The sequence below is a fragment of the Streptomyces sp. NBC_00259 genome, from assembly GCF_036181745.1.
Classification (GTDB): domain Bacteria; phylum Actinomycetota; class Actinomycetes; order Streptomycetales; family Streptomycetaceae; genus Streptomyces; species Streptomyces pratisoli.
On the sequence record NZ_CP108080.1, the window covers coordinates 3,621,704 to 3,638,761 of the forward strand.

A 17,058-nucleotide genomic window follows, 5' to 3' on the forward strand; every position below is an offset into this window, starting at 1 on the left:
CAACGAAACCCATCCTCAGGACCGAGCGAGCCCCCTACGCAGCTGACCGAAGGCGAGATCCACGGCGGCCACGGCATCGGCGTACACGTCGTCCGCGCGCTCGCCCGCCGAGATACGGCGCCAGTTCTCCTCGGCCAGCACCCGCAGCACGGCGACGATCTGCCCGGCCGCGAGCCGCGCACCGACACCCGCGCCAAGGGCCGCGGCCAGCGCCTCCTCCGACCTCCCCTGGTACGGGTACAGGCGCGCCACCAGGCTCGGAGTCCCGTACAGCAGCCGGTGAAAGGCGAGCACGTGCGGGTGATCGTTCAACCCGGTCACCGGATCCCGGCGGGCCAGCCCGTCGAGGAGATGACGGCGCAGCGCGTCGAGCGGGGTCTCGTCCTCCGCGCGGGCGGCGACGACGCGCGCGGCCTCATCCTCGTGGTCGGCGAACCGGTGCAGGACGAGGTCCTCCTTCGCCGGGAAGTAGCGGAAGAGGGTCGGCTTGGAGACCTCCGCGGCGGCGGCGACCTCGGCGACGGAAACGGCGTCGAAGCCCTTCTCCAGGAAGAGAGCGATCGCCGCGTCGGAGATCGCCTGGTACGTCCGTCGCTTCTTGCGCTCGCGCAGCCCCAGCTCAGCACTCATGCACCGAGCGTACGCACTGAGGGTCTGGCGCAACTGGTCAGCGGATGACGCAGCGGATCAACGGAGGGCACAGCAGGTCAGCGAACAGCGCAGCCAGCGGGTCAGCGGGGATCCGCCGATCCCTCCCGTCCGCCCTCCTGCGTCGCGATCAGTACCGCCACCCCGTCCAGGATCCGGTCCAGCCCGAAGGTGAACTCGTGGTCGGGCTCGTCCGGCTGGGTCAGCACACCCGAGCCGAGCAGCCTGGCCACGGCCGGATAGCGCTGCGGGTCGGCGAGCCGGGTCAGGGTGTTCACATGGCGGGCGAGGAACTCCTCCTCGCCGCCGCTCGCCGCGACCGCCGCACCGATGTCGCTCATCATCATGGCCTCGCTCCGGACGAAGCCGCCGACCAGCACGATCACCGAGATCTTCTGACCGTCGTCGAGCCCGGTGGACTCCAGCGCCACCATGCCCTGCTCCCACCACGCCACCATGTTGGGGGTCGCCGGCGGGCCGGACACCGGGACGCGCAGCGCCCACAGGTTCCGGTGGAAGACCTCGCGCTGCGCCCACGCCCAGGCGGCGAGCGCCGTACGCCACCCCTCGCCCTGCCGTGTCGGCGGCGGGGTCCCGATGACCGCCTCCTGCATCAGGACGTACAGCTCGTCCTTGGCGGCGACGTACCGGTAGAGCGACATCGTCGAGACGCCGAGCACCTTCGCGACGCGCCCCATCGAGACCGCCGCGAGCCCCTCCTCCGCCGCCAGCCCGACCGCGGCGTCGACGATCCGGCCCAGACTGAGCCCTGGCCTGGGGCCTTTGGAGGGGCGCTCCCGCAGCCCCCACGCGGCCTCGATGCTCGCGGGCAGCCCCGTACCGCTGCCCTTGCCGCTGCCGCTGCCGCCTGATTCGCCGCGCTCGGCCACCGGTCCGCACCTCTGTTCTCCGAAGAACCTTGACGCACATCCTAGTAATGCGTAACCCTTACGCGATAACGCGTATGCCATACGCAGTACATGCAACTCCGAGCTGAGGGGGAACGGCATGACGCCGAGCTCACAGGAGCCGACCGCACGAGAGCCGCGCGCACAGAAGCCAGGCGCAAGGGAGCCAGGCGCACAGGACCCGCACCACCACCCGTCCCGCCCCGCCGTCGAGGCCACCGCCCTCAGGAAGTCGTACGGCGACGTCCGCGTCCTCGACGGCGTCGATCTGCGCGTCGAACGGGGCACCGTCTTCTCGCTCCTCGGCCCCAACGGCGCGGGCAAGACCACCACCATCCGCATCCTCGCGACGCTCACCACCGCGGACGGGGGCCACGCCCGGATCGCCGGCCATGACGTCGTCGCCGAACGGGCCGCCGTACGCAGGGCGATCAGCCTCACCGGTCAGTTCGCGGCGGTCGACGAGATGCAGACCGGCGAGGAGAACCTGCGGATGATGGCCCGCCTCGGCGGCGCCTCACGCGCGGCCGCCCGCCGCCGCGCCGCCGAACTCCTCGAACGCTTCGACCTCACCCCGGCCGCCGGCCGTCTCGCGCGCACCTACTCGGGCGGGATGCGGCGCAGGCTCGACCTCGCCGCCGGCCTCGTCGGCAGCCCCGAGGTGATCTTCCTGGACGAGCCGACGACCGGCCTCGACCCGCGCAGCCGCCAGCAGCTGTGGCAGGTCGTACGGGAGTTGTCGGCGGGCGGGGCCACGGTCTTCCTCACGACGCAGTACCTGGAGGAGGCCGATCAGCTCGCGGACCGCATCGCCGTGATCGACAGCGGTCGGATCGTCGCCGAGGGCACCGCCCACGAGCTCAAGAGCCGGGTCGCGGGTCATCGTCTCGACCTCGTACTCACCAGCCGCGACGCCTACGAACGCCACACCGCCCGCGCGGTCCACCGCTCCCCCGAGACCCTCACCCTCGGCCTCCCGACCGACGGCATCGCGGCCCACGTCCGAGCCCTGCTCGACGAACTCGACCCGGACCGCGGCGACGTGGCCCGCTTCTCCCTGCACACCGCGACGCTCGACGACGTCTTCCTGACCCTCACCCGTACGGCACCGCGCGACGCCACCGCCGAGGAGCCCACCCATGTCTGACGCGCTCACCCTGACCGGCCGCGGCATCCGCCTCAGCAGGCGCAACGTCGATGCCGTCATCACCAGCATGATGCTGCCCGTCATGCTGATGCTGATCTTCGTCTACTTCTTCGGCGGAGCCATCGACACCGGCACGGAGTACGTCACCTACGTCGTCCCCGGCGTCCTGCTGCTGTGTGCGGGATTCGGTGCCTCCACCACCGCCGTGACCGTCAGCGACGACATGAAGGGCGGCATCATCGACCGCTTCCGCTCGCTCGACATCGGCGGCATCCCCATCCTCACCGGCCACGCCGCCGCCAGCACCGCCCGCAACCTCGTCTCGACCGCCCTCGTCCTCGGCGTGGCCTTCGCCATCGGCTTCCGCCCCTCGGCGACACCGGCCGGCTGGCTCGCCGCCGCCGGTGTCCTGCTCGCCTTCATCGTGGCCATCTCCTGGCTCTCGGCGGCGATCGGACTGCTCGCCAAGTCCCCGGAGGCGGCAGGCGGGTTCACGTTCTTCATGATGTTCCTGCCCTACCCGAGCAGCGCGTTCGTCCCGATCGACACGATGCCGAACTGGCTCCACGGCTTCGCGGAACACCAGCCGGTCACCCCGGTGATCGAGTCCCTCCGCGGCCTCCTCCTCGACCAGCCCGTCGGCAACACCCCGTGGATCGCGCTGGCATGGTGCGCGGGGCTGCTGGCCCTGGGAACGGCGGGCGGGTCGCTGCTGTTCAGGCTGCGGACGAGGTGATCCGGCCCCGCGGCGAGCGGTGTTCCCGTCCTGTGGGTCACTGTTCCCGCGGTATCGCCATGGGTAGCCTTGCCTGCGGCAGCGTCGGGGATCAGGGGGGGGGAGTCGCTGTGCCCATCAGGCCGCGCTATCGGCGGGTGTCAGCTCTGCAGCGGCAGTTCTTCAATCGTGAAGGACTGCTCGCGACGTACGACGGGGAGTTACGGGGAGCCTTCGAGAATCCGCGGATCCTGAACCTGGTCGGCGTCGGGGGAATCGGAAAGTCACGCCTGCTGCAGGAACTGCGCTCCCGCACTCCGGACACCTTCCGTACGGCCCGTCTCGACCTGCAGCTTCCGACGTTGCGGCAGCAGGAGGACGCTCTCGCCGTACTGCGCATGGAACTCGGCGCACAGGGCGTGAAGTTCGACCGATTCGACATCGCCTACGCCGTCCTGTGGCAGCGCGTGCATCCCCAGCTGCCGATGGACCGGAAGAACACGCCCTTCGCCGAGGACAGCGAAGTGCTGTCGAAGATACTCGACGACGCCATGGGCCTGCCGGTGTTCGGTACGGCGGCAGGGCTGGTGCGGCTCACGGGCCGGGCGATGGCCAACCGGCAGCGCAGACAGAGGATCCAGTCCGACCCGACGCTCCAGGAACTCGACAGCCTCTCGAACGCGGACCTGGGGCACGCGGTCTCCTACCTGTTCGCCGAAGAGTTGCGGCAGGCGGCCGAGGAGCGGCCGTACGTGCTCTACGTGGACGCCTACGAGGCCATGGTGCCCACCCCGCTGCCGGGCGGCCGCAGTTACGGTTCCGACGCCTGGCTGCGCGATCTGCTCGGGCAGCTCCACGGCGGGCTGACCGTGCTGGCAAGCCGGGAACCCCTTGCCTGGACGGTCTACGACAAGGACTGGGAGGCGGTGATCCGGGAAGAGAAGGTCGACGGGCTCCCGATGACCGCTCGCCTCGAACTGCTCTCCCAGGCGGGCATCACGGAGATCGCACGACAGCGCACGATCGCCGAGGCCAGCGCGGGAGTGCCCTTCTACCTCCATCTCGCCGTGGACACACATGTGCAGAATCCGGCCAGGACGGAGGACGCCGGAACGGCGGAGGAGATCGTCCAGCGGTTCCTGCAGCACGTGGCTCCGGACGAGGTCCGGATCCTGGAACTGCTCAGTGTCGCGCGGACCTTCGACCAAGGGGCGTTCCGTGCCATCGGCCGGCACTTCGACCTTCCCACCAATCTGCTGACCTGGGAGTCGCTCACCTCCTATTCGTTCGCCTACCCGCTGCCCGAGGGCTGGTTCCGGCTGCACCAACTGATGATCGTGGCGCTTCAGCACCACCTCCCGCCCACGGTCACACGCGAGGTCCACGCTGTGCTCCGGAAGTTCTGGGAAGAGCTGGCGGAGCGCGTCGAAGCCGGGGCGGCGCGTTCAGGAGTGACCCGCTCCTCCCCCCTGCGGGAGGCCGTCTACCACGGACTCCATGCGGAGAACATCTCCCCCGAGCAGATCCAGAAGCACGCCGACCGGGCCATCATCATGGGCGGCAGGCAAGCGGTGGACGGCATGGTCAAGGACATCCGGAGCCACCTCGCGGCCCCGGCGGAAACCGACTACGCCGTTGCCGCCCTGCCCGGGATCCGTGACGCCGCCGACTGTCTGGACGCCGAGTCGAAGCTGGAGCTCGGGGACACGAACGCGGCCATGGCGCTGACTCCTGCCCTCGACATGCCTGTCCGCTCGGTCGTCTCGGCACGCCTCGCACTGGCCGGGGCCAACGCGCGCCGGATCGCCGGGGAGAGCAGCCATGCGGCAAGCATCTTCACCCGGGTCTGGGAGGAGCACGCGGGGGAGGCCCGGACCTCCGCCGGGTTGTGTGTCGCGGACATCCGGATGTGGCAGGGCGACTTCGCGGGCGCCTTCGCTCTGGCGGAGGAGGTCCATGACATCTGTGCCCCGCACGAGCACATCATTCGTGGGGACCTGAAGCGCTTGATGCACCTGGGGCACCGCTTCCTGATGGACTTCGGCAGGGCCGCGGAACTCATGGCGCACGCCGAGGAGGAGTACGACGCGATAGGCGCCGTCGTGGGCCTTGCCAACATCAGGACCAACAGGGCCGAGCTGCTGGCGTTCACGGATCCCGAGGCCGCCGTCGTGGAGGCGGGCGCCGCCCTCGACGTCCAGCGGGATCTCGGCGCCCAGCACGAAATCGGAAAGGTGTACACCGCGATGGCCATCGCCCAGCTACGGCTGGGGCAACTGGACCGGGCGGACATGGCCTTCCGCAACGCCAACACCGCTCTCGACCTGGCCGGCTACCGCTCGGGGCGAGCCCGGGCCGACATGTTCCGGGCCTTCCTGCTACTGCGTCGGGGTGAGCGAAGGGCGGCACAGGAGCTGCTGCTCCACTCGGCACGGGAGCTGGAGGCCTGCCAGGTCTATCCTTCGCTGATTCTGACCATTCAACGCGCGGCCGAGCGCACCGGTCTCATCGATCCCGAGCTCACAGCGGCCGCCGAACGCGCTCGTCCCTCACTGCGCCTGCTCGGAGCGCCGCAAGACCTGCACAGCCGCACGGATGATGTTCTGTCGACGCTGCTCGAGGTGACCTCGTGACCTGGCTCAGGCTCTACCAGCAGGCATCGGAGGCGGACGGTGCCGCCGGGTACTACAACCGCAATGTCGGGGTGGACACCCCCGAAGGGAAGGTCAACGTCCGTATCCCCCTGGCGGGGGCGGACATCATGGACGTACGGCTGTGGCGCGAGGAGGAGGTACTCGCCTGCATCAGGCCCTACGTCGACCAGGCGCCCGAGTTGCGCCATGTGTCGGACGAGCCACGGTTCCAGGTCCACCACTTCATCGACGGACGGGTGCTCGACGGCTTCTGCCCGCGCGGACGCTCCGTTCCCGTCCATGTGATGGGCGATGTCGTGGCGCTGATGGACCAGCTGACGCGGATCCCTGAGGAGAAGGTGCCCGGGATCCCCTCCCATTGGCCGGCCTCCGGCGACAGCAGCGGATTCGCCCGGCTGCTGGCCGACCTCACCCGGAGAATCCATCGGGCACATGCCGAGGAATACCGGCACGTCTTCGCCGACTTCGGCATCCCGGAAGAACCGCTGGCAGTCGTCGATGCTTTGTGGGACGGGCTCACGCCCCGGCCGTTCACCGTGCTCCACGCCGACCTGCACCGCAAGAACATGATCGTCCACAACGGTGTCACCTGGTTCCTCGACTGGGAGCTGGCGCTGTGGGGCGATCCGGCGTACGAACTCGCGATCCACTTCCACAAGATGGACTATCCGGACGAGCAGCGGGCCGAGGTGATCCGGCAGTGGCAGGAACGACTGCCGGCACCGTCCACCACCGGACCGCGCGGCGATCTCGACCTGTACATGGCGCACGAGCGCATCAAGTCGGCGATCGTCGACACGATCCGCTACTCCAAGCAGCTCGCAGGCGCGCGCCCCCCGGAGCGCGACGTCCTCCTCACCCGGCTGGCGAAGAAGGTGAACGCCGCCCGCCTGGTGTGGGGATCGTCTCCCGACATCACTCCTGAGCGGGTTGCCACCACGCTCGCCCCCTGGACGGAGACGTAGCCGTGGACCCTGTTGCCCTCTACGAAGAGGCCTGCGCGCGGGAGGGCGAGTCGGGGCACTACAACCGCAACGTCCGGATGGAGGCGGACAGCGGTCCCGTCGTCGTCCGGATGCGTTCCGGTGACCCCGAGGCCATGGATCTCACCCTGTGGTCCGAGGCCGACGTGCTCTCCGCCATCGGCCCTCATGTGCCCGCGGCTCCCCGCCTCCTGCACGCCAGCACCGACCCCGGCTTCCAGATTCACGAGTTCGTGGAGGGCCGGCGCGTCGACGCTCTCTTCCCCGACGGCAAGCCCCTGCCCGAGCCGGTACTGGACAGCATCGAGACTCTCTTCGGCCGGCTGCTGCGGGTACCGGCCCGCGCCCTGCCCGAAGTGCCCGGCGACTGGCCGCACGACGGGGACACGGCAGGCTTCGCCGGACGCCTGTTGGGCCTCGTCCGCGTGATCCGGCGCAGGCACGACGCCACAGCCGGCGGCCTGTACGAGGCTCTCGGCATCCCGGAGGACCCGTGCACTCTGCTCCAGGAGCGGGCGGCCGGTCTGGCCGAGCGGCCCTTCCGGCTGCTGCACGCGGACATCCATCGCAAGAACATGATCCTCGGCCGTCGGGGGCAGGTCGTCTTCCTCGACTGGGAGCTCGCTCTGTGGGGCGATCCCGTGTACGACCTCGGCGACCACCTCCACAAGATGTCCTACTCACCGGCCGAGCGGCATGTGGTGGCCGAGGGCTGGGAGCGCGCGGCACCGAGCGAGTGCCGAACGCAGTGGAGCCGCGACCTCGGCTACTACCTCGCCTACGAGGCGGTGAAGTCGGCCGTCGTGGACACGATCCGCTGGGGACGGCGCATCGCCGCGGAACAGGACCGGGAAGCCCGGTCCACACTGGCCGGGGAACTCGCCGACAAGATCGCCGCGGCCCGGCCCCACTGGACTGCCGGACCGCGGCCGGCACCCGAACCGAGCGACATCGAGTCGGCGGTCGAGCACTGGATGGCCTGAGAACGGCCGCGACGCGGCCGTGGTCCACACCCCCGCGTCAGAAGATGTCCGGGCACCACGGCCGGCGTGGGGTGCGGAAGAGGGTGTCCGCCAGGGCTGCCGTGCCCGGGCGTTCCTCGGTGACACGGCCCAGGGCCTGCAGGCGCAGTACCGATTCGTCGCCCAGGTAGAGGGCGCCCAACTCCCGTACGTCCATGGAGAGGTCGGCCGCGAGGTCGGTCGGGGAACACTCCGCCGCTCCGCCGGGGCGCACGTCCAGCCGGAATCGGCCGGACGCAAGCCCCGCCGGGTCGTGGAGGTCCAGGACCAGCGTGCCGGGGGTGCTGTACGTACGCGCCTCCAGGGCCCGTACGACGTCCAGGATGCGCACCCACAGGGAGTCCGCGTGGGTGACCGTGCGGGCCGCGCGGGGGTCGGGGAGGAAGTGGGGGAGGAGGTCGTCGGGGGCGCGGCAACCGGTCCGCACCGTGGTGACCCAGTCGATCGAGCAGAGGAAGTGCCACAGGGCGCGCTCGGCGGCGGGCGAGGTCGCGATCAGTTTCTCGACGACCGCGGTGTTGTCGGGCTGCCCGGCATCGGTCCAGTGAGGCTCGGCCCGGTAGACGACCAGGCCTTCCACGTTGCCGGCGGCCGAGCGGTACAGCGCGTAGTAGGGCTCCTTCCAGGGCTCGGCACCGACCGGATCCTGGCCCGTGTTGGTCGCCCACCAGTGCTCGTCGCGGTCGGTTGCCCCGGCCTGGCCGGTGCGGAAGCGGTCGTACAGCTCAGGGCCGAGCTTGCGGACCTCCGCGGCGTCGACCAGATCGGTCCGGCCGCCGTCGTCGGGGACCGGCCGGCGGGGGTCGAGGCCGGTGCGGCGGACGTCGATGCTCCACTCGGTGAACCAGGTCGCGGGGCCGAAGCCGTACCGCCCGTAGATCGGGTACTCGGCGGCGACCAGCGTCGAGACGGCCTCGCCGCGCTCCTTCGCGGCCGCGAGATCCGTGGTGATCATCCTGGTGAGCAGGCCGCGGCGGCGGTGCGTCGGGGAGACGGTGACGTTGGAGACGGCGTTCGCCTGCACGACGGCGCCGCCGGGGACCGTGAGTTCCTGGGTGAAGGAACGGTACGTCGCCACGCAGCGGCCACCGTCGAACGCGCCCAGCACCCGGGGCAGGTCGGAGTGTGCCAGCCGGACCGCCGCGTACGCCGGGGTGATCACCGGGGACTGCAGAAAGCCGGTCCTGCACGCGCGCAGCCAGTCGGCGAACTCGGACTCGTTCACGGGACGCACTTCAGGGCGCGCATCGGGGCTCATGGCGCCACGCTATGCGTGACCGTCCCGCCCGTCACGGGAATTTCCGGAACGTGGATCCCGAAGCGGAAGCAGTGCTTCAGAAGGCCGCCCGGATCTCTCCGACCGGCCGGCCGCCACCGTGGACCGGGGCCTCGGCGATGCGTGCCACGACCGGGTCGTCCACGCCAAGACCTTCCAGCAGCCGCGCCAGCACCGGGCCCAGCGCCCGCGTCCCACCGTCGTCGATCTTGAAGGCGAGAGCCCGCCCGTCGGACAGGGCCACCGCCTGGACCGCCTCGGCACCCACCTTCGAGAGCGCGCCCGGCACGGCCCGCATCAGCCAGGTGTCCGGACGGTTCGTCCCGGCGACGTACTCGGGGTGGGCGCGCATCGCATCCGCCACCCGTCGTTCGGCCGAGCCCTCCGGAGCCAGGACGAACAGTCGGTACGCCCGCGCCAGGCCCAGCAGGCTGATCGCCATCAGCGGCGCCCCGCAGCCGTCCGTACCGATCGCGGCGACCGGCTCTGCCGCGGACTCCTCCACGACCGTGCGCGTCAGCAGCTGAAGCGGGTGGGACGGGTCGACGTACGTGTCCAGCTCCCAGCCGTTCAGACGGCACGCCGCCAGCATCGCCGTGTGCTTGCCGGAACAGTTCATGGCGATCCGGCCCCGTCCCCGGCCGGACGCGAGATACCTCTCCGCCTCGGCCGGGTCCAGCGGCAGGGCGGGCGGGGTGCGGAGGTGGTCCGCGGTCAGCCCGTTCTCGGCGAGCATCCTGCGGACCAGCTCGACATGGAACGGCTCGCCCGAGTGACTCGCCGCGGCCAGCGCCAGCCGCTCCCCCGCGAGGTCGAGGCCCGCGCGCAGCACGGCCGCGGCTTGCATCGGCTTGTTCGACGAGCGCGGGAAGAACGGCGCGGCCGGGTCGCCCAGTGCCAGCTCCACGCTGCCGTCCGCCGCCAGGACGACCAGGGAGCCCCGGTGCCGGCCCTCGACGAAGCCGGAGCGTACGACCTCGGCGAGGACCGGGTGGGTCACAGGCACAGGCACAGGCACAGGCACAGGCACAGGCAACGACGCGGACGTCGTCGCGGCCTCGGGCTCGCGCTCGGGCTCGGACGCGGGGACGGGCTCGGACGAGCTGGCGGGCATGCGGCGGCCTTCCGGGACAGGGACCCGCCCCGGAAGCCGTGCCGCCGGAGGCAGCCCGGCCGGAGGCAGCCCCGCCGGAGGGAGCCCGGCCGGAAGCAGCCACGCCCCCGGACGCCGCACCCCGCGCGTCAGGTGAGCAGGTCGTCTACTTGCGCTTCGCCCTCACGGTACCTGCGCGCGATCTCGGCGCTGCAGTCGTCCGCGGTGCGCTGCAACTGCTGGCGCTGCCGCGAGACCTGCTGCTCATAGCCCGCGAGCCGCCCCATCGCCGCGTGCAGTTCGTCGTCCGTGCGCGCGTCCAGGTCGGAGAGCTCCACCTCGGCGAGCATCTCCGCGGCCAGCAGCCGGTACTCCTCGCCGCGCGGCGTGGACAGCGTGACGTGCCGGGCCGAACTGCCGCGCCGCGACGGCGGGTCGGTGAGGATCTGCGAGAGCCGGTCGACGACCGCGGCGTCCGGGCTGGTCAGGCCCGGTCCGCCGGCCGAGGCGGAGAACACGGGCGCGGGCGCCGGCGGTGCCGTACGCCGGGACAGCTCCGCGCGGAGGATGTCGATCCGGCCCTGCAGCAGTCGCCGCACATAGCTGAGGTCCGCCTCGTCACGCTGCGAATCCTTGCGCAGCGCGCGCAGCTCCGGCAGCCGCAGGGTGGCGAGGTCGTGTGTACGGGGCTCGGTGTACGGGGCAGCGGTGCGTTGCGCGGGCGGGCGGACGGCGCCCGTCCCGGAGGCGGAACGGCGGGTCGTCGGTACGGGACCGGGCGACTGCCCGGCGCCAGGAGTGCTCATGCGTGAATCAGTCCCCTCGACCGGTGCATGGGGTCTCCCCGGGCAAGGAGGGCCGAGGGGATGCACCGACTCCGTGCATCGTGCCACTACGGACGGTACCGGTGCAGGCGGTCTGCACCCGTTCAGCCCCCGATAGGTTGGTCTGTATGCGTGCAGTGGTGCAGAGGGTCGACGGCGCGAGCGTCGTGGTGGCCGGTGAGACCGTGGGTGAGATCGTCGGCCAAGGGCTGTGTGTGCTGGTGGGAGTCACCCACGGGGACACGGCGGAGAAGGCGGCGCAGCTCGCCCGCAAGCTGTGGTCGGTGCGGATTCTCGACGGCGAGAAGTCCTGCTCCGACGTGAATGCGCCCTTGCTGGTGATTTCCCAGTTCACTCTCTACGGGGACGCCCGCAAGGGCCGCCGTCCCACGTGGAACGCCGCGGCGCCGGGAGAGATCGCCGAACCGCTCGTCGACGAGGTGGTGGCCCGGCTGCGGGAGCTGGGGGCCCAGGTGGAGACGGGCCGGTTCGGAGCGGACATGCGGGTCTCGCTCACGAACCACGGCCCGTTCACGGTGCTGATCGAGGTGTGAGGCCCTGGGCCGACGGCGCGGGGCGCAGGATGCGACCGGGCCGGGCGTGGCGGCGCTACGGTTCGACCACGACCTCCTGGGCCGCCGCCGTGTCGCCCGCCAGCAGTTCCGCGTCCACCGGCACGTTCCGCTTCACCAGCGCGAGCGCGATCGGGCCCAGCTCGTGGTGGCGGGCGGACGTCGTGATGAAGCCGAGCTGACGCCCTTCCTCGCCGTCCGCGGCCAGGCGTACCGGCGTGCCGTGCCCGGGCAGGTGCACCTCGCTGCCGTCGAGATGCAGAAAGACCAGCCGGCGCGGCGGCTTCCCCAGGTTGTGGACGCGCGCCACGGTCTCCTGGCCCCGGTAGCAGCCCTTCTGGAGGTGCACGGCGCTGCCGATCAGCCCGACCTCGTGCGGGATGGTGCGGTGGTCGGTCTCGAAGCCGAGCCGTGGACGGTGCGCCTCGACGCGCAGCGCCTCGTACGCCAGGACACCGGCCGCGGGGCCGTTGGCCGCGGCGTACGACTCCAGGGCGGCCCGGGGCAGGAAGAGATCACGGCCCTGCGCGGTCTCCCGTACGACCACGCCCTCCGGGGCCTCGGCGATCGAGCCGGCCGGCAGATGCACGACCGCGAACTCGTCCGTACGGTCGGCGACCTCCACCTGGTAGAAGAACTTCATCGACTCCAGGTACGTGAGGAGCGACTCCTGCGTGCCGGGCTCGATGTGCGCCCACACCGTCTCGCCGTCGTCCACGAGATACAGCGCGTGCTCGATGTGGCCGTTCGCGGACAGGATCAAGGCCTCGGTGGCCTCCCCGGCGGGCAGCTCGCTCAGGTGCTGGGTGAGCAGCAGATGCAGCCAGCTGAGCCGGTCGGGGCCCGAGACGGTGATGACGCCGCGGTGCGAGAGGTCGACGAAACCGCTGCCGTCGGCGAGCGCGCGCTGCTCGCGGAACAGGTCGCCGTAGTGCGCGGCGACACCTTCGTCGCGCCCCTCGGCCGGGACAGCGCCGGGCAGGGACAGCAGAGGGCTGATCGTTGAATGTCGCTGCATGGACATAAGCCTACGACTGGCCGGCGGCTGCCTTCCGGGCGCACTGGCCGCACTGGCCGAAGATCGCGAAGTGCTTCATGTCCGTGGTGAACCCGAACTGCTCACGGAGCTCGGCCGTGAAGCCGGCGGCCACGTCGACATCGGCCTCGATCACGTCGCCGCAGTCCCGGCAGACCAGATGGAGATGGTGGTGCCGGTCGGCGAGGTGGTAGGTGGGCGCGCCGTGCCCCAGATGGGCGTGCGAGACCAGGCCCAGCTCCTCCAGCAGCTCCAGCGTCCGGTAGACCGTCGAGATGTTCACCCCGGAAGCGGTCTTGCGCACCTCGACGAGGATGTCGTCGGGGGTCGCGTGCTCCAGGGTGTCGACGGCTTCGAGGACAAGCTGGCGCTGCGGAGTCAGACGGTAGCCGCGCTGCCGCAGGTCGCTCTTCCAGTCGGTGCTCACCACGCGTCCAGTGTAGGCAGCGCGGACGGTCCTGGCCCGGTCCCGGCGGAACACCCGGAAGGTCCGGGGTCGACGACCTGCGTCGACGACCTGCTTGAAGAGGACCTACCTGAAGACGACCTACTTGAAGAACGCGATGCCGTCGTCCGGCAGGTCACCGAGGTCCTTGGCCCATGACTCGACCTGCTCCGGGGTGACGACCTTCTTCAGGTGCGCCGACATGTACGGCCGCAGCGGCACCTCGGGGGTCGCCTTCTCGCCGACCCACATCAGGTCGCCCTTGACGTAGCCGTAGAGCCGCTTGCCTCCCGAGTACGCCGAGGAGGCGGCGGTGCGCGCGACCGCGTCCGTCGCCAGGTCGATCTGCGGCTTCTTGTCGGCGAGGTCGCCGTACCAGATCTCCACGATGCCCTGGTCACGGACCATGACGATCTCGACCTTGCGGTCCTTGTCGATGCGCCAGTAGCCCGACTCGGACTCCAGCGGCCTGACCTTGTTGCCCTCGGAGTCCAGCACCCAGCTGTGCGACACGTACTCGATGAAGTCCCGGCCGTCGTGGCTGAAGGTCACGGACTGGCCGAAGTTGCACTTCTCCGAGCCGGGGAAGTCGGACACACCCGCGCCCTCCCACGTGCCCAGGAGAAAGGCGAGGGGAACGAGGTCGGGATTGAGGTCGGACGGGATCTCGATCATGAGTGGCTCTGTCGATCTGTGGGAGTCGATCTGCGGAATACGGGCGGTACGGGCGGTACGGGCGGAATACGGGATTAGCGCTGGCCCTGGTACAGCTTCTTCACGGCCAGGCCGGTGAAGGCGAGCACGCCGACACAGACCAGGACCAGCAGAATCTCGAAGAACAGGATCACGGGTACTCCTCGGATGGGCGTGCAGGCTGTACGGGCCGGACCCCAGCTTAGTGGGCGGGGGCCCGGCCCTCTCTGCGAGGTCAGCCCAGGAGCTGGTTCTGCAGGACGACCGTCTGGTGGAAGGGGACGCTCAGGGCCTCGCCCTTCCGGGACTGGAAGATCAGCGCGACGGTGTCGCCGGCCTGGATGTACGCCTGCCGGGTCTGTACGGGCCCGATCGGCTTCGCCTCCGTGTAGACGGAGATCGCCGACTTTCCGACGGCGGGCCCCTCGACGTCCCATCCCTCGTCCAGCTCGGCATCCCCCGGCGCGGCCGCCAGCGCCACATCGGGGGACAGCCCGACCCCGAGCTCGATGCCGGTGAACTCCTCCGCCGTGCCGGCCGAGTCGAACCGGAGGAGATAGACACGGGACGTGGTGCCGTCGGGCATGGTCCAGCCACGGGCGGCGATGTGCCGTACGGCGTAGTCGGTCAGCGCCTGCTCGAGGTCGGGGCGGTGGTCCTTCGCGTACTCCGAGACGTACTGGGCGTTGCTGACCCAGCCGCCGTTCAGCTTCTTGTCCTCGGTGGCCCCCGCCGGGGCGGGAAGCAGCAGTTCACGCAGGTCGGCGTGGTGGATCTCGTGCTGGTTGCCGTCGGTGAAGGGCCGGGGGCTGCCTTCGGGAAGGGCGGGCAGCGAAAGGCGCGGATAGTCCCAGCGGCCGTCGCTCTCGGTGGCGAGGCCCGGAACGTCCGAGCGCTCCATGGCGGCGATCCCGTACGCCGTGCCGGTGCCGAGCCCGCCGCAGACGAGCACGGCGGCGGTCCAGCGCGCGAGGGCACGCAGCACGCGGCGCCGGTCGCGCGGCGGCGCGTCCGTGTCCGTCACCGGCTCCACGGCTTCCGCGCGCTGCTCGGTCTCCACCGCTTCCGCGGGCTGCCCGGTCTCCACCGGCGGCTCGGTCGTCCCGGCGGTCTGCCCGACCCGGGCGCTCTGCTCGGCGCCCTCGGCCTGCTCGATCTGCTCGATCTGCTCGGCCTGATCGGCGCCTTCGGTCTGGCCGCTCTGCCCGACCTTCTCGGTGCCCTCGGTCTGCCCGACCGTCTCGATCTGCTCGGTCATACGTACTCTCCCGGCGAAGCGATGTGATCGAGCTGCTCCTGCACCATGTCGGCGATCGCCGTCTTGTCGAACGGCGCCATGCCCACCGCGTTGACGCTCACCAGCAGCTCGGAGTCGTACGCGAAGCACTGCATCCCGTCGAGGTCCTTCCAGTCCTTGTGCTTCTTGGCCCCGTCCTTCTTCGCCTTCGGACCGACGAAGCAGTCCACGTTCTTGTGGCCCTTGATCTTCGGTCCCTTCGGGAGATCGAGCAGTCCCACCAGTTCCGTCTGGAGCTTGTACGCGTCGCGCACCTGACGCGTGTTCTTCATCCGGGTGATCTCCACGGTGATGACGACGTCCTGCTCGTACGCGCCCCCGCGCTCGGCGAACTCGGTGGCGAACGTGCGGACGGCGATGCCCTGGACCCCGTACTTGTCCACCTGCTTCTCGTAGGCACGGCGTTCGTTGCCGGACAGGCGGCGGCCCCACTCCTTCATCAGGGCGGTCGCCTGCTTGCCGCTCAGCTCGACGTCATTGCCGTACTCCTCGAAGTCGGGGCCGAGACGGTATCCGTCGGGCACCGGCAGCAGCAGCTTGCTGAGCGGGGTGGAGGCCCGACCGCGCCGGGCGTTCTCGGCAGGGTCCTTCGAGGGCTTGCTCTTCGCATCGGCCCATACGGTGGTGGGAACGGTGCGGTCCGCGCCGTCCACCGTCACGACGGTGTACGCGGCGCCACCGCCGACCGCGCCCAGGACGAGCACGGCGGGCAGCACGATTCCGGTCAGTACGGATCTCAAGACAGACGCTCCAGCTGTCGCTCGGCCAGCGATCGGATCTCGTTCTTGCTGATCCGCTTCGTGTCGGTGATGTCGATGTCGACCATCACGTCGCCGCGCTGGAAGATGGCCCGGGCCCGGTAGCTCGGCAGGTAGCCGGCCTCCTCCTTGACGGGGTACAGGTAGTAGCGGCCGTTGCCGCTGCCCTTGAGCAGATCACCGTCGTTTCCGGCGGAGTACTCGAAGCTCATCGGCATGTAGTCCCGCTGGCCCGTGGCGTGCTCCATGGCGTCGCGGCCCGAGTGGAACTGGACGAGCTTGATGTCCGTCACCTTGTGGGCGCCCTGCTCCCAGGCGACGAAGGCGACCCGGCGGATGTCGCGCTGCACGAAGTCCCCGAACATGCCGCCGGCGTTTTGGAAGTGGCTCGCGTATTCCTCGACGTTCAACCAGATGCCGCCAGGCTTTCCGCCCGCGCCCTTGGCCGCACCCTTCGGCCTGGGCAGCAGCAGCTTGCGCAGATCGCCGTCGGTCTTCACCTGACGGTCCTCGGCGGCGCTCAGCGGCTCGGGCTCCCGGCCCTTGGGCAGCGGCTCGGCCGGATAGCCGAGTCCCGGCTGGTTGAGGGCGGGCAGCGGCGTCGGCGCACGGTCCGCCTGGACCTTGAAGCCGACGGCCGTTCCCGCACTGGCGCCGATCACCGCGGCGACGGCGAGAACCAGCGCGGTACGCCCACGGAGCCGCGCGGGCCTCGCCGGCTCGGGCGCCCCCGCGGGCTCCGGCTCGGGCTCCGGCTCGGGCAGTACCGCGCCGTCGGCCGGTGCCGCGTTCTCGGGCGATACCGCGCTGTCAGCCGGTACCGCGCTCTCGGGCGGTACCGCGTTCTCGGCCGCCATCGGCTCCGGCTGTGTTCTGTGCAGTTCCAAAAGGGTCCCCCCACGAGACCTGGAGGCGCGGATTCCGTTATCCGTGCTCACAGCACTGACCCTCGACCCGCGACCTGGGTTGTAGCTGCGCCGATTACAG

The 17,058-nt window shown here is 70.5% G+C and carries 17 protein-coding genes; 6 read left to right on the plus strand and 11 right to left on the minus strand.

Annotated elements, in window-relative coordinates; translation table 11 throughout:
• Window positions 1–15 precede the first annotated feature (15 nt).
• The gene (locus OG766_RS16155; RefSeq protein WP_328725639.1) at window positions 16–630 is read right to left on the minus strand and encodes a TetR family transcriptional regulator; all 615 of its coding nucleotides are present in this window, start codon (window positions 628–630) and stop codon (window positions 16–18) included.
• A 101-nt stretch (window positions 631–731) separates the two neighbouring features.
• A complete protein-coding gene (locus tag OG766_RS16160; RefSeq protein WP_328725640.1) occupies window positions 732–1,538 on the minus strand; it encodes a TetR/AcrR family transcriptional regulator in 807 nt (268 codons plus the stop codon).
• A gap of 118 nt (window positions 1,539–1,656) precedes the next feature.
• Here OG766_RS16160 and OG766_RS16165 point away from each other — a divergent pair, with 118 nt between their 5' ends.
• From OG766_RS16165 to OG766_RS16185, 5 genes are all read left to right on the plus strand, one after another.
• Complete coding sequence (locus OG766_RS16165) at window positions 1,657–2,703, plus strand: ATP-binding cassette domain-containing protein (protein WP_328725641.1); 1,047 nt, start codon at window positions 1,657–1,659, stop codon at window positions 2,701–2,703.
• Entirely contained in the window at window positions 2,696–3,439 is a 744-nt protein-coding gene (locus tag OG766_RS16170) for an ABC transporter permease (RefSeq protein WP_266379662.1), read from the plus strand. Before OG766_RS16165 ends, OG766_RS16170 begins: the two co-directional genes overlap by 8 nt.
• A gap of 110 nt (window positions 3,440–3,549) precedes the next feature.
• A complete protein-coding gene (locus OG766_RS16175) occupies window positions 3,550–6,051 on the plus strand; it encodes a hypothetical protein (RefSeq protein WP_266379663.1) in 2,502 nt (833 codons plus the stop codon).
• Window positions 6,048–7,037 carry a phosphotransferase family protein gene (locus tag OG766_RS16180; protein ID WP_266379665.1) on the plus strand — a complete coding sequence of 330 codons (990 nt, stop codon included), beginning with the start codon at window positions 6,048–6,050 and terminating at the stop codon, window positions 7,035–7,037. The genes OG766_RS16175 and OG766_RS16180 overlap by 4 nt, the downstream gene beginning before the upstream one ends.
• A 2-nt stretch (window positions 7,038–7,039) precedes the next feature.
• Window positions 7,040–8,038, plus strand: a complete 999-nt coding sequence (locus tag OG766_RS16185) for an aminoglycoside phosphotransferase family protein (RefSeq protein ID WP_328725642.1) — start codon at window positions 7,040–7,042, stop codon at window positions 8,036–8,038.
• A gap of 37 nt (window positions 8,039–8,075) precedes the next feature.
• Here OG766_RS16185 and OG766_RS16190 read toward each other — a convergent pair whose 3' ends face one another.
• The 3 genes from OG766_RS16190 to OG766_RS16200 form a co-directional block, all read right to left on the minus strand.
• On the minus strand, window positions 8,076–9,335 hold the full coding sequence (locus tag OG766_RS16190; RefSeq protein ID WP_328725643.1) for a GNAT family N-acetyltransferase: 1,260 nt from the start codon (window positions 9,333–9,335) through the stop codon (window positions 8,076–8,078).
• A 76-nt stretch (window positions 9,336–9,411) separates the two neighbouring features.
• Window positions 9,412–10,467 carry an asparaginase gene (locus OG766_RS16195; protein ID WP_328725644.1) on the minus strand — a complete coding sequence of 352 codons (1,056 nt, stop codon included), beginning with the start codon at window positions 10,465–10,467 and terminating at the stop codon, window positions 9,412–9,414.
• A 128-nt stretch (window positions 10,468–10,595) separates the two neighbouring features.
• Entirely contained in the window at window positions 10,596–11,252 is a 657-nt protein-coding gene (locus OG766_RS16200; RefSeq protein WP_266379671.1) for an RsiG family protein, read from the minus strand.
• Window positions 11,253–11,398: 146 nt separating this feature from the next.
• Here OG766_RS16200 and dtd point away from each other — a divergent pair, with 146 nt between their 5' ends.
• A complete protein-coding gene (dtd, locus tag OG766_RS16205; protein WP_266379673.1) occupies window positions 11,399–11,824 on the plus strand; it encodes a D-aminoacyl-tRNA deacylase in 426 nt (141 codons plus the stop codon).
• A gap of 55 nt (window positions 11,825–11,879) precedes the next feature.
• Here dtd and ygfZ read toward each other — a convergent pair whose 3' ends face one another.
• The 6 genes from ygfZ to OG766_RS16235 all read right to left on the minus strand — a co-directional run bounded on the left by ygfZ (window position 11,880) and on the right by OG766_RS16235 (window position 16,958).
• Window positions 11,880–12,860, minus strand: coding sequence for a CAF17-like 4Fe-4S cluster assembly/insertion protein YgfZ (gene ygfZ, locus OG766_RS16210; protein WP_266379676.1), 981 nt, complete (start codon window positions 12,858–12,860; stop codon window positions 11,880–11,882).
• Window positions 12,861–12,870: 10 nt separating this feature from the next.
• Window positions 12,871–13,308, minus strand: coding sequence for a Fur family transcriptional regulator (locus OG766_RS16215; RefSeq protein ID WP_266379679.1), 438 nt, complete (start codon window positions 13,306–13,308; stop codon window positions 12,871–12,873).
• A gap of 117 nt (window positions 13,309–13,425) precedes the next feature.
• Window positions 13,426–13,998: an FABP family protein gene (locus tag OG766_RS16220; protein WP_266379682.1), complete on the minus strand. Its 573-nt coding sequence runs from the start codon at window positions 13,996–13,998 to the stop codon at window positions 13,426–13,428.
• Window positions 13,999–14,251: 253 nt separating this feature from the next.
• Window positions 14,252–15,274 (minus strand): hypothetical protein, encoded by a 1,023-nt coding sequence (locus tag OG766_RS16225; RefSeq protein WP_328725645.1) that lies wholly within the window; start codon window positions 15,272–15,274, stop codon window positions 14,252–14,254.
• Window positions 15,271–16,053, minus strand: coding sequence for a hypothetical protein (locus OG766_RS16230; RefSeq protein WP_266379688.1), 783 nt, complete (start codon window positions 16,051–16,053; stop codon window positions 15,271–15,273). The genes OG766_RS16225 and OG766_RS16230 overlap by 4 nt, the downstream gene beginning before the upstream one ends.
• On the minus strand, window positions 16,050–16,958 hold the full coding sequence (locus OG766_RS16235) for a hypothetical protein (protein ID WP_266379696.1): 909 nt from the start codon (window positions 16,956–16,958) through the stop codon (window positions 16,050–16,052). Before OG766_RS16235 ends, OG766_RS16230 begins: the two co-directional genes overlap by 4 nt.
• Window positions 16,959–17,058: the final 100 nt, after the last annotated feature.

Excerpts from the sequence above, each read along its gene's own strand:
- OG766_RS16200 (WP_266379671.1), bottom strand. The coding sequence starts at position 11,252 with ATGAGCACTCCTGGCGCCGGGCAGTCGCCCGGTCCCGTACCGACGACC.
- ygfZ (WP_266379676.1), bottom strand. The coding sequence starts at position 12,860 with ATGCAGCGACATTCAACGATCAGCCCTCTGCTGTCCCTGCCCGGCGCT.
- OG766_RS16195 (WP_328725644.1), bottom strand. The coding sequence starts at position 10,467 with ATGCCCGCCAGCTCGTCCGAGCCCGTCCCCGCGTCCGAGCCCGAGCGC.
- OG766_RS16220 (WP_266379682.1), bottom strand. The coding sequence starts at position 13,998 with ATGATCGAGATCCCGTCCGACCTCAATCCCGACCTCGTTCCCCTCGCC.
- OG766_RS16190 (WP_328725643.1), bottom strand. The coding sequence starts at position 9,335 with ATGAGCCCCGATGCGCGCCCTGAAGTGCGTCCCGTGAACGAGTCCGAG.
- OG766_RS16170 (WP_266379662.1), top strand. The coding sequence starts at position 2,696 with ATGTCTGACGCGCTCACCCTGACCGGCCGCGGCATCCGCCTCAGCAGG.
- OG766_RS16225 (WP_328725645.1), bottom strand. The coding sequence starts at position 15,274 with ATGACCGAGCAGATCGAGACGGTCGGGCAGACCGAGGGCACCGAGAAG.
- dtd (WP_266379673.1), top strand. The coding sequence starts at position 11,399 with ATGCGTGCAGTGGTGCAGAGGGTCGACGGCGCGAGCGTCGTGGTGGCC.
- OG766_RS16155 (WP_328725639.1), bottom strand. The coding sequence starts at position 630 with ATGAGTGCTGAGCTGGGGCTGCGCGAGCGCAAGAAGCGACGGACGTAC.
- OG766_RS16165 (WP_328725641.1), top strand. The coding sequence starts at position 1,657 with ATGACGCCGAGCTCACAGGAGCCGACCGCACGAGAGCCGCGCGCACAG.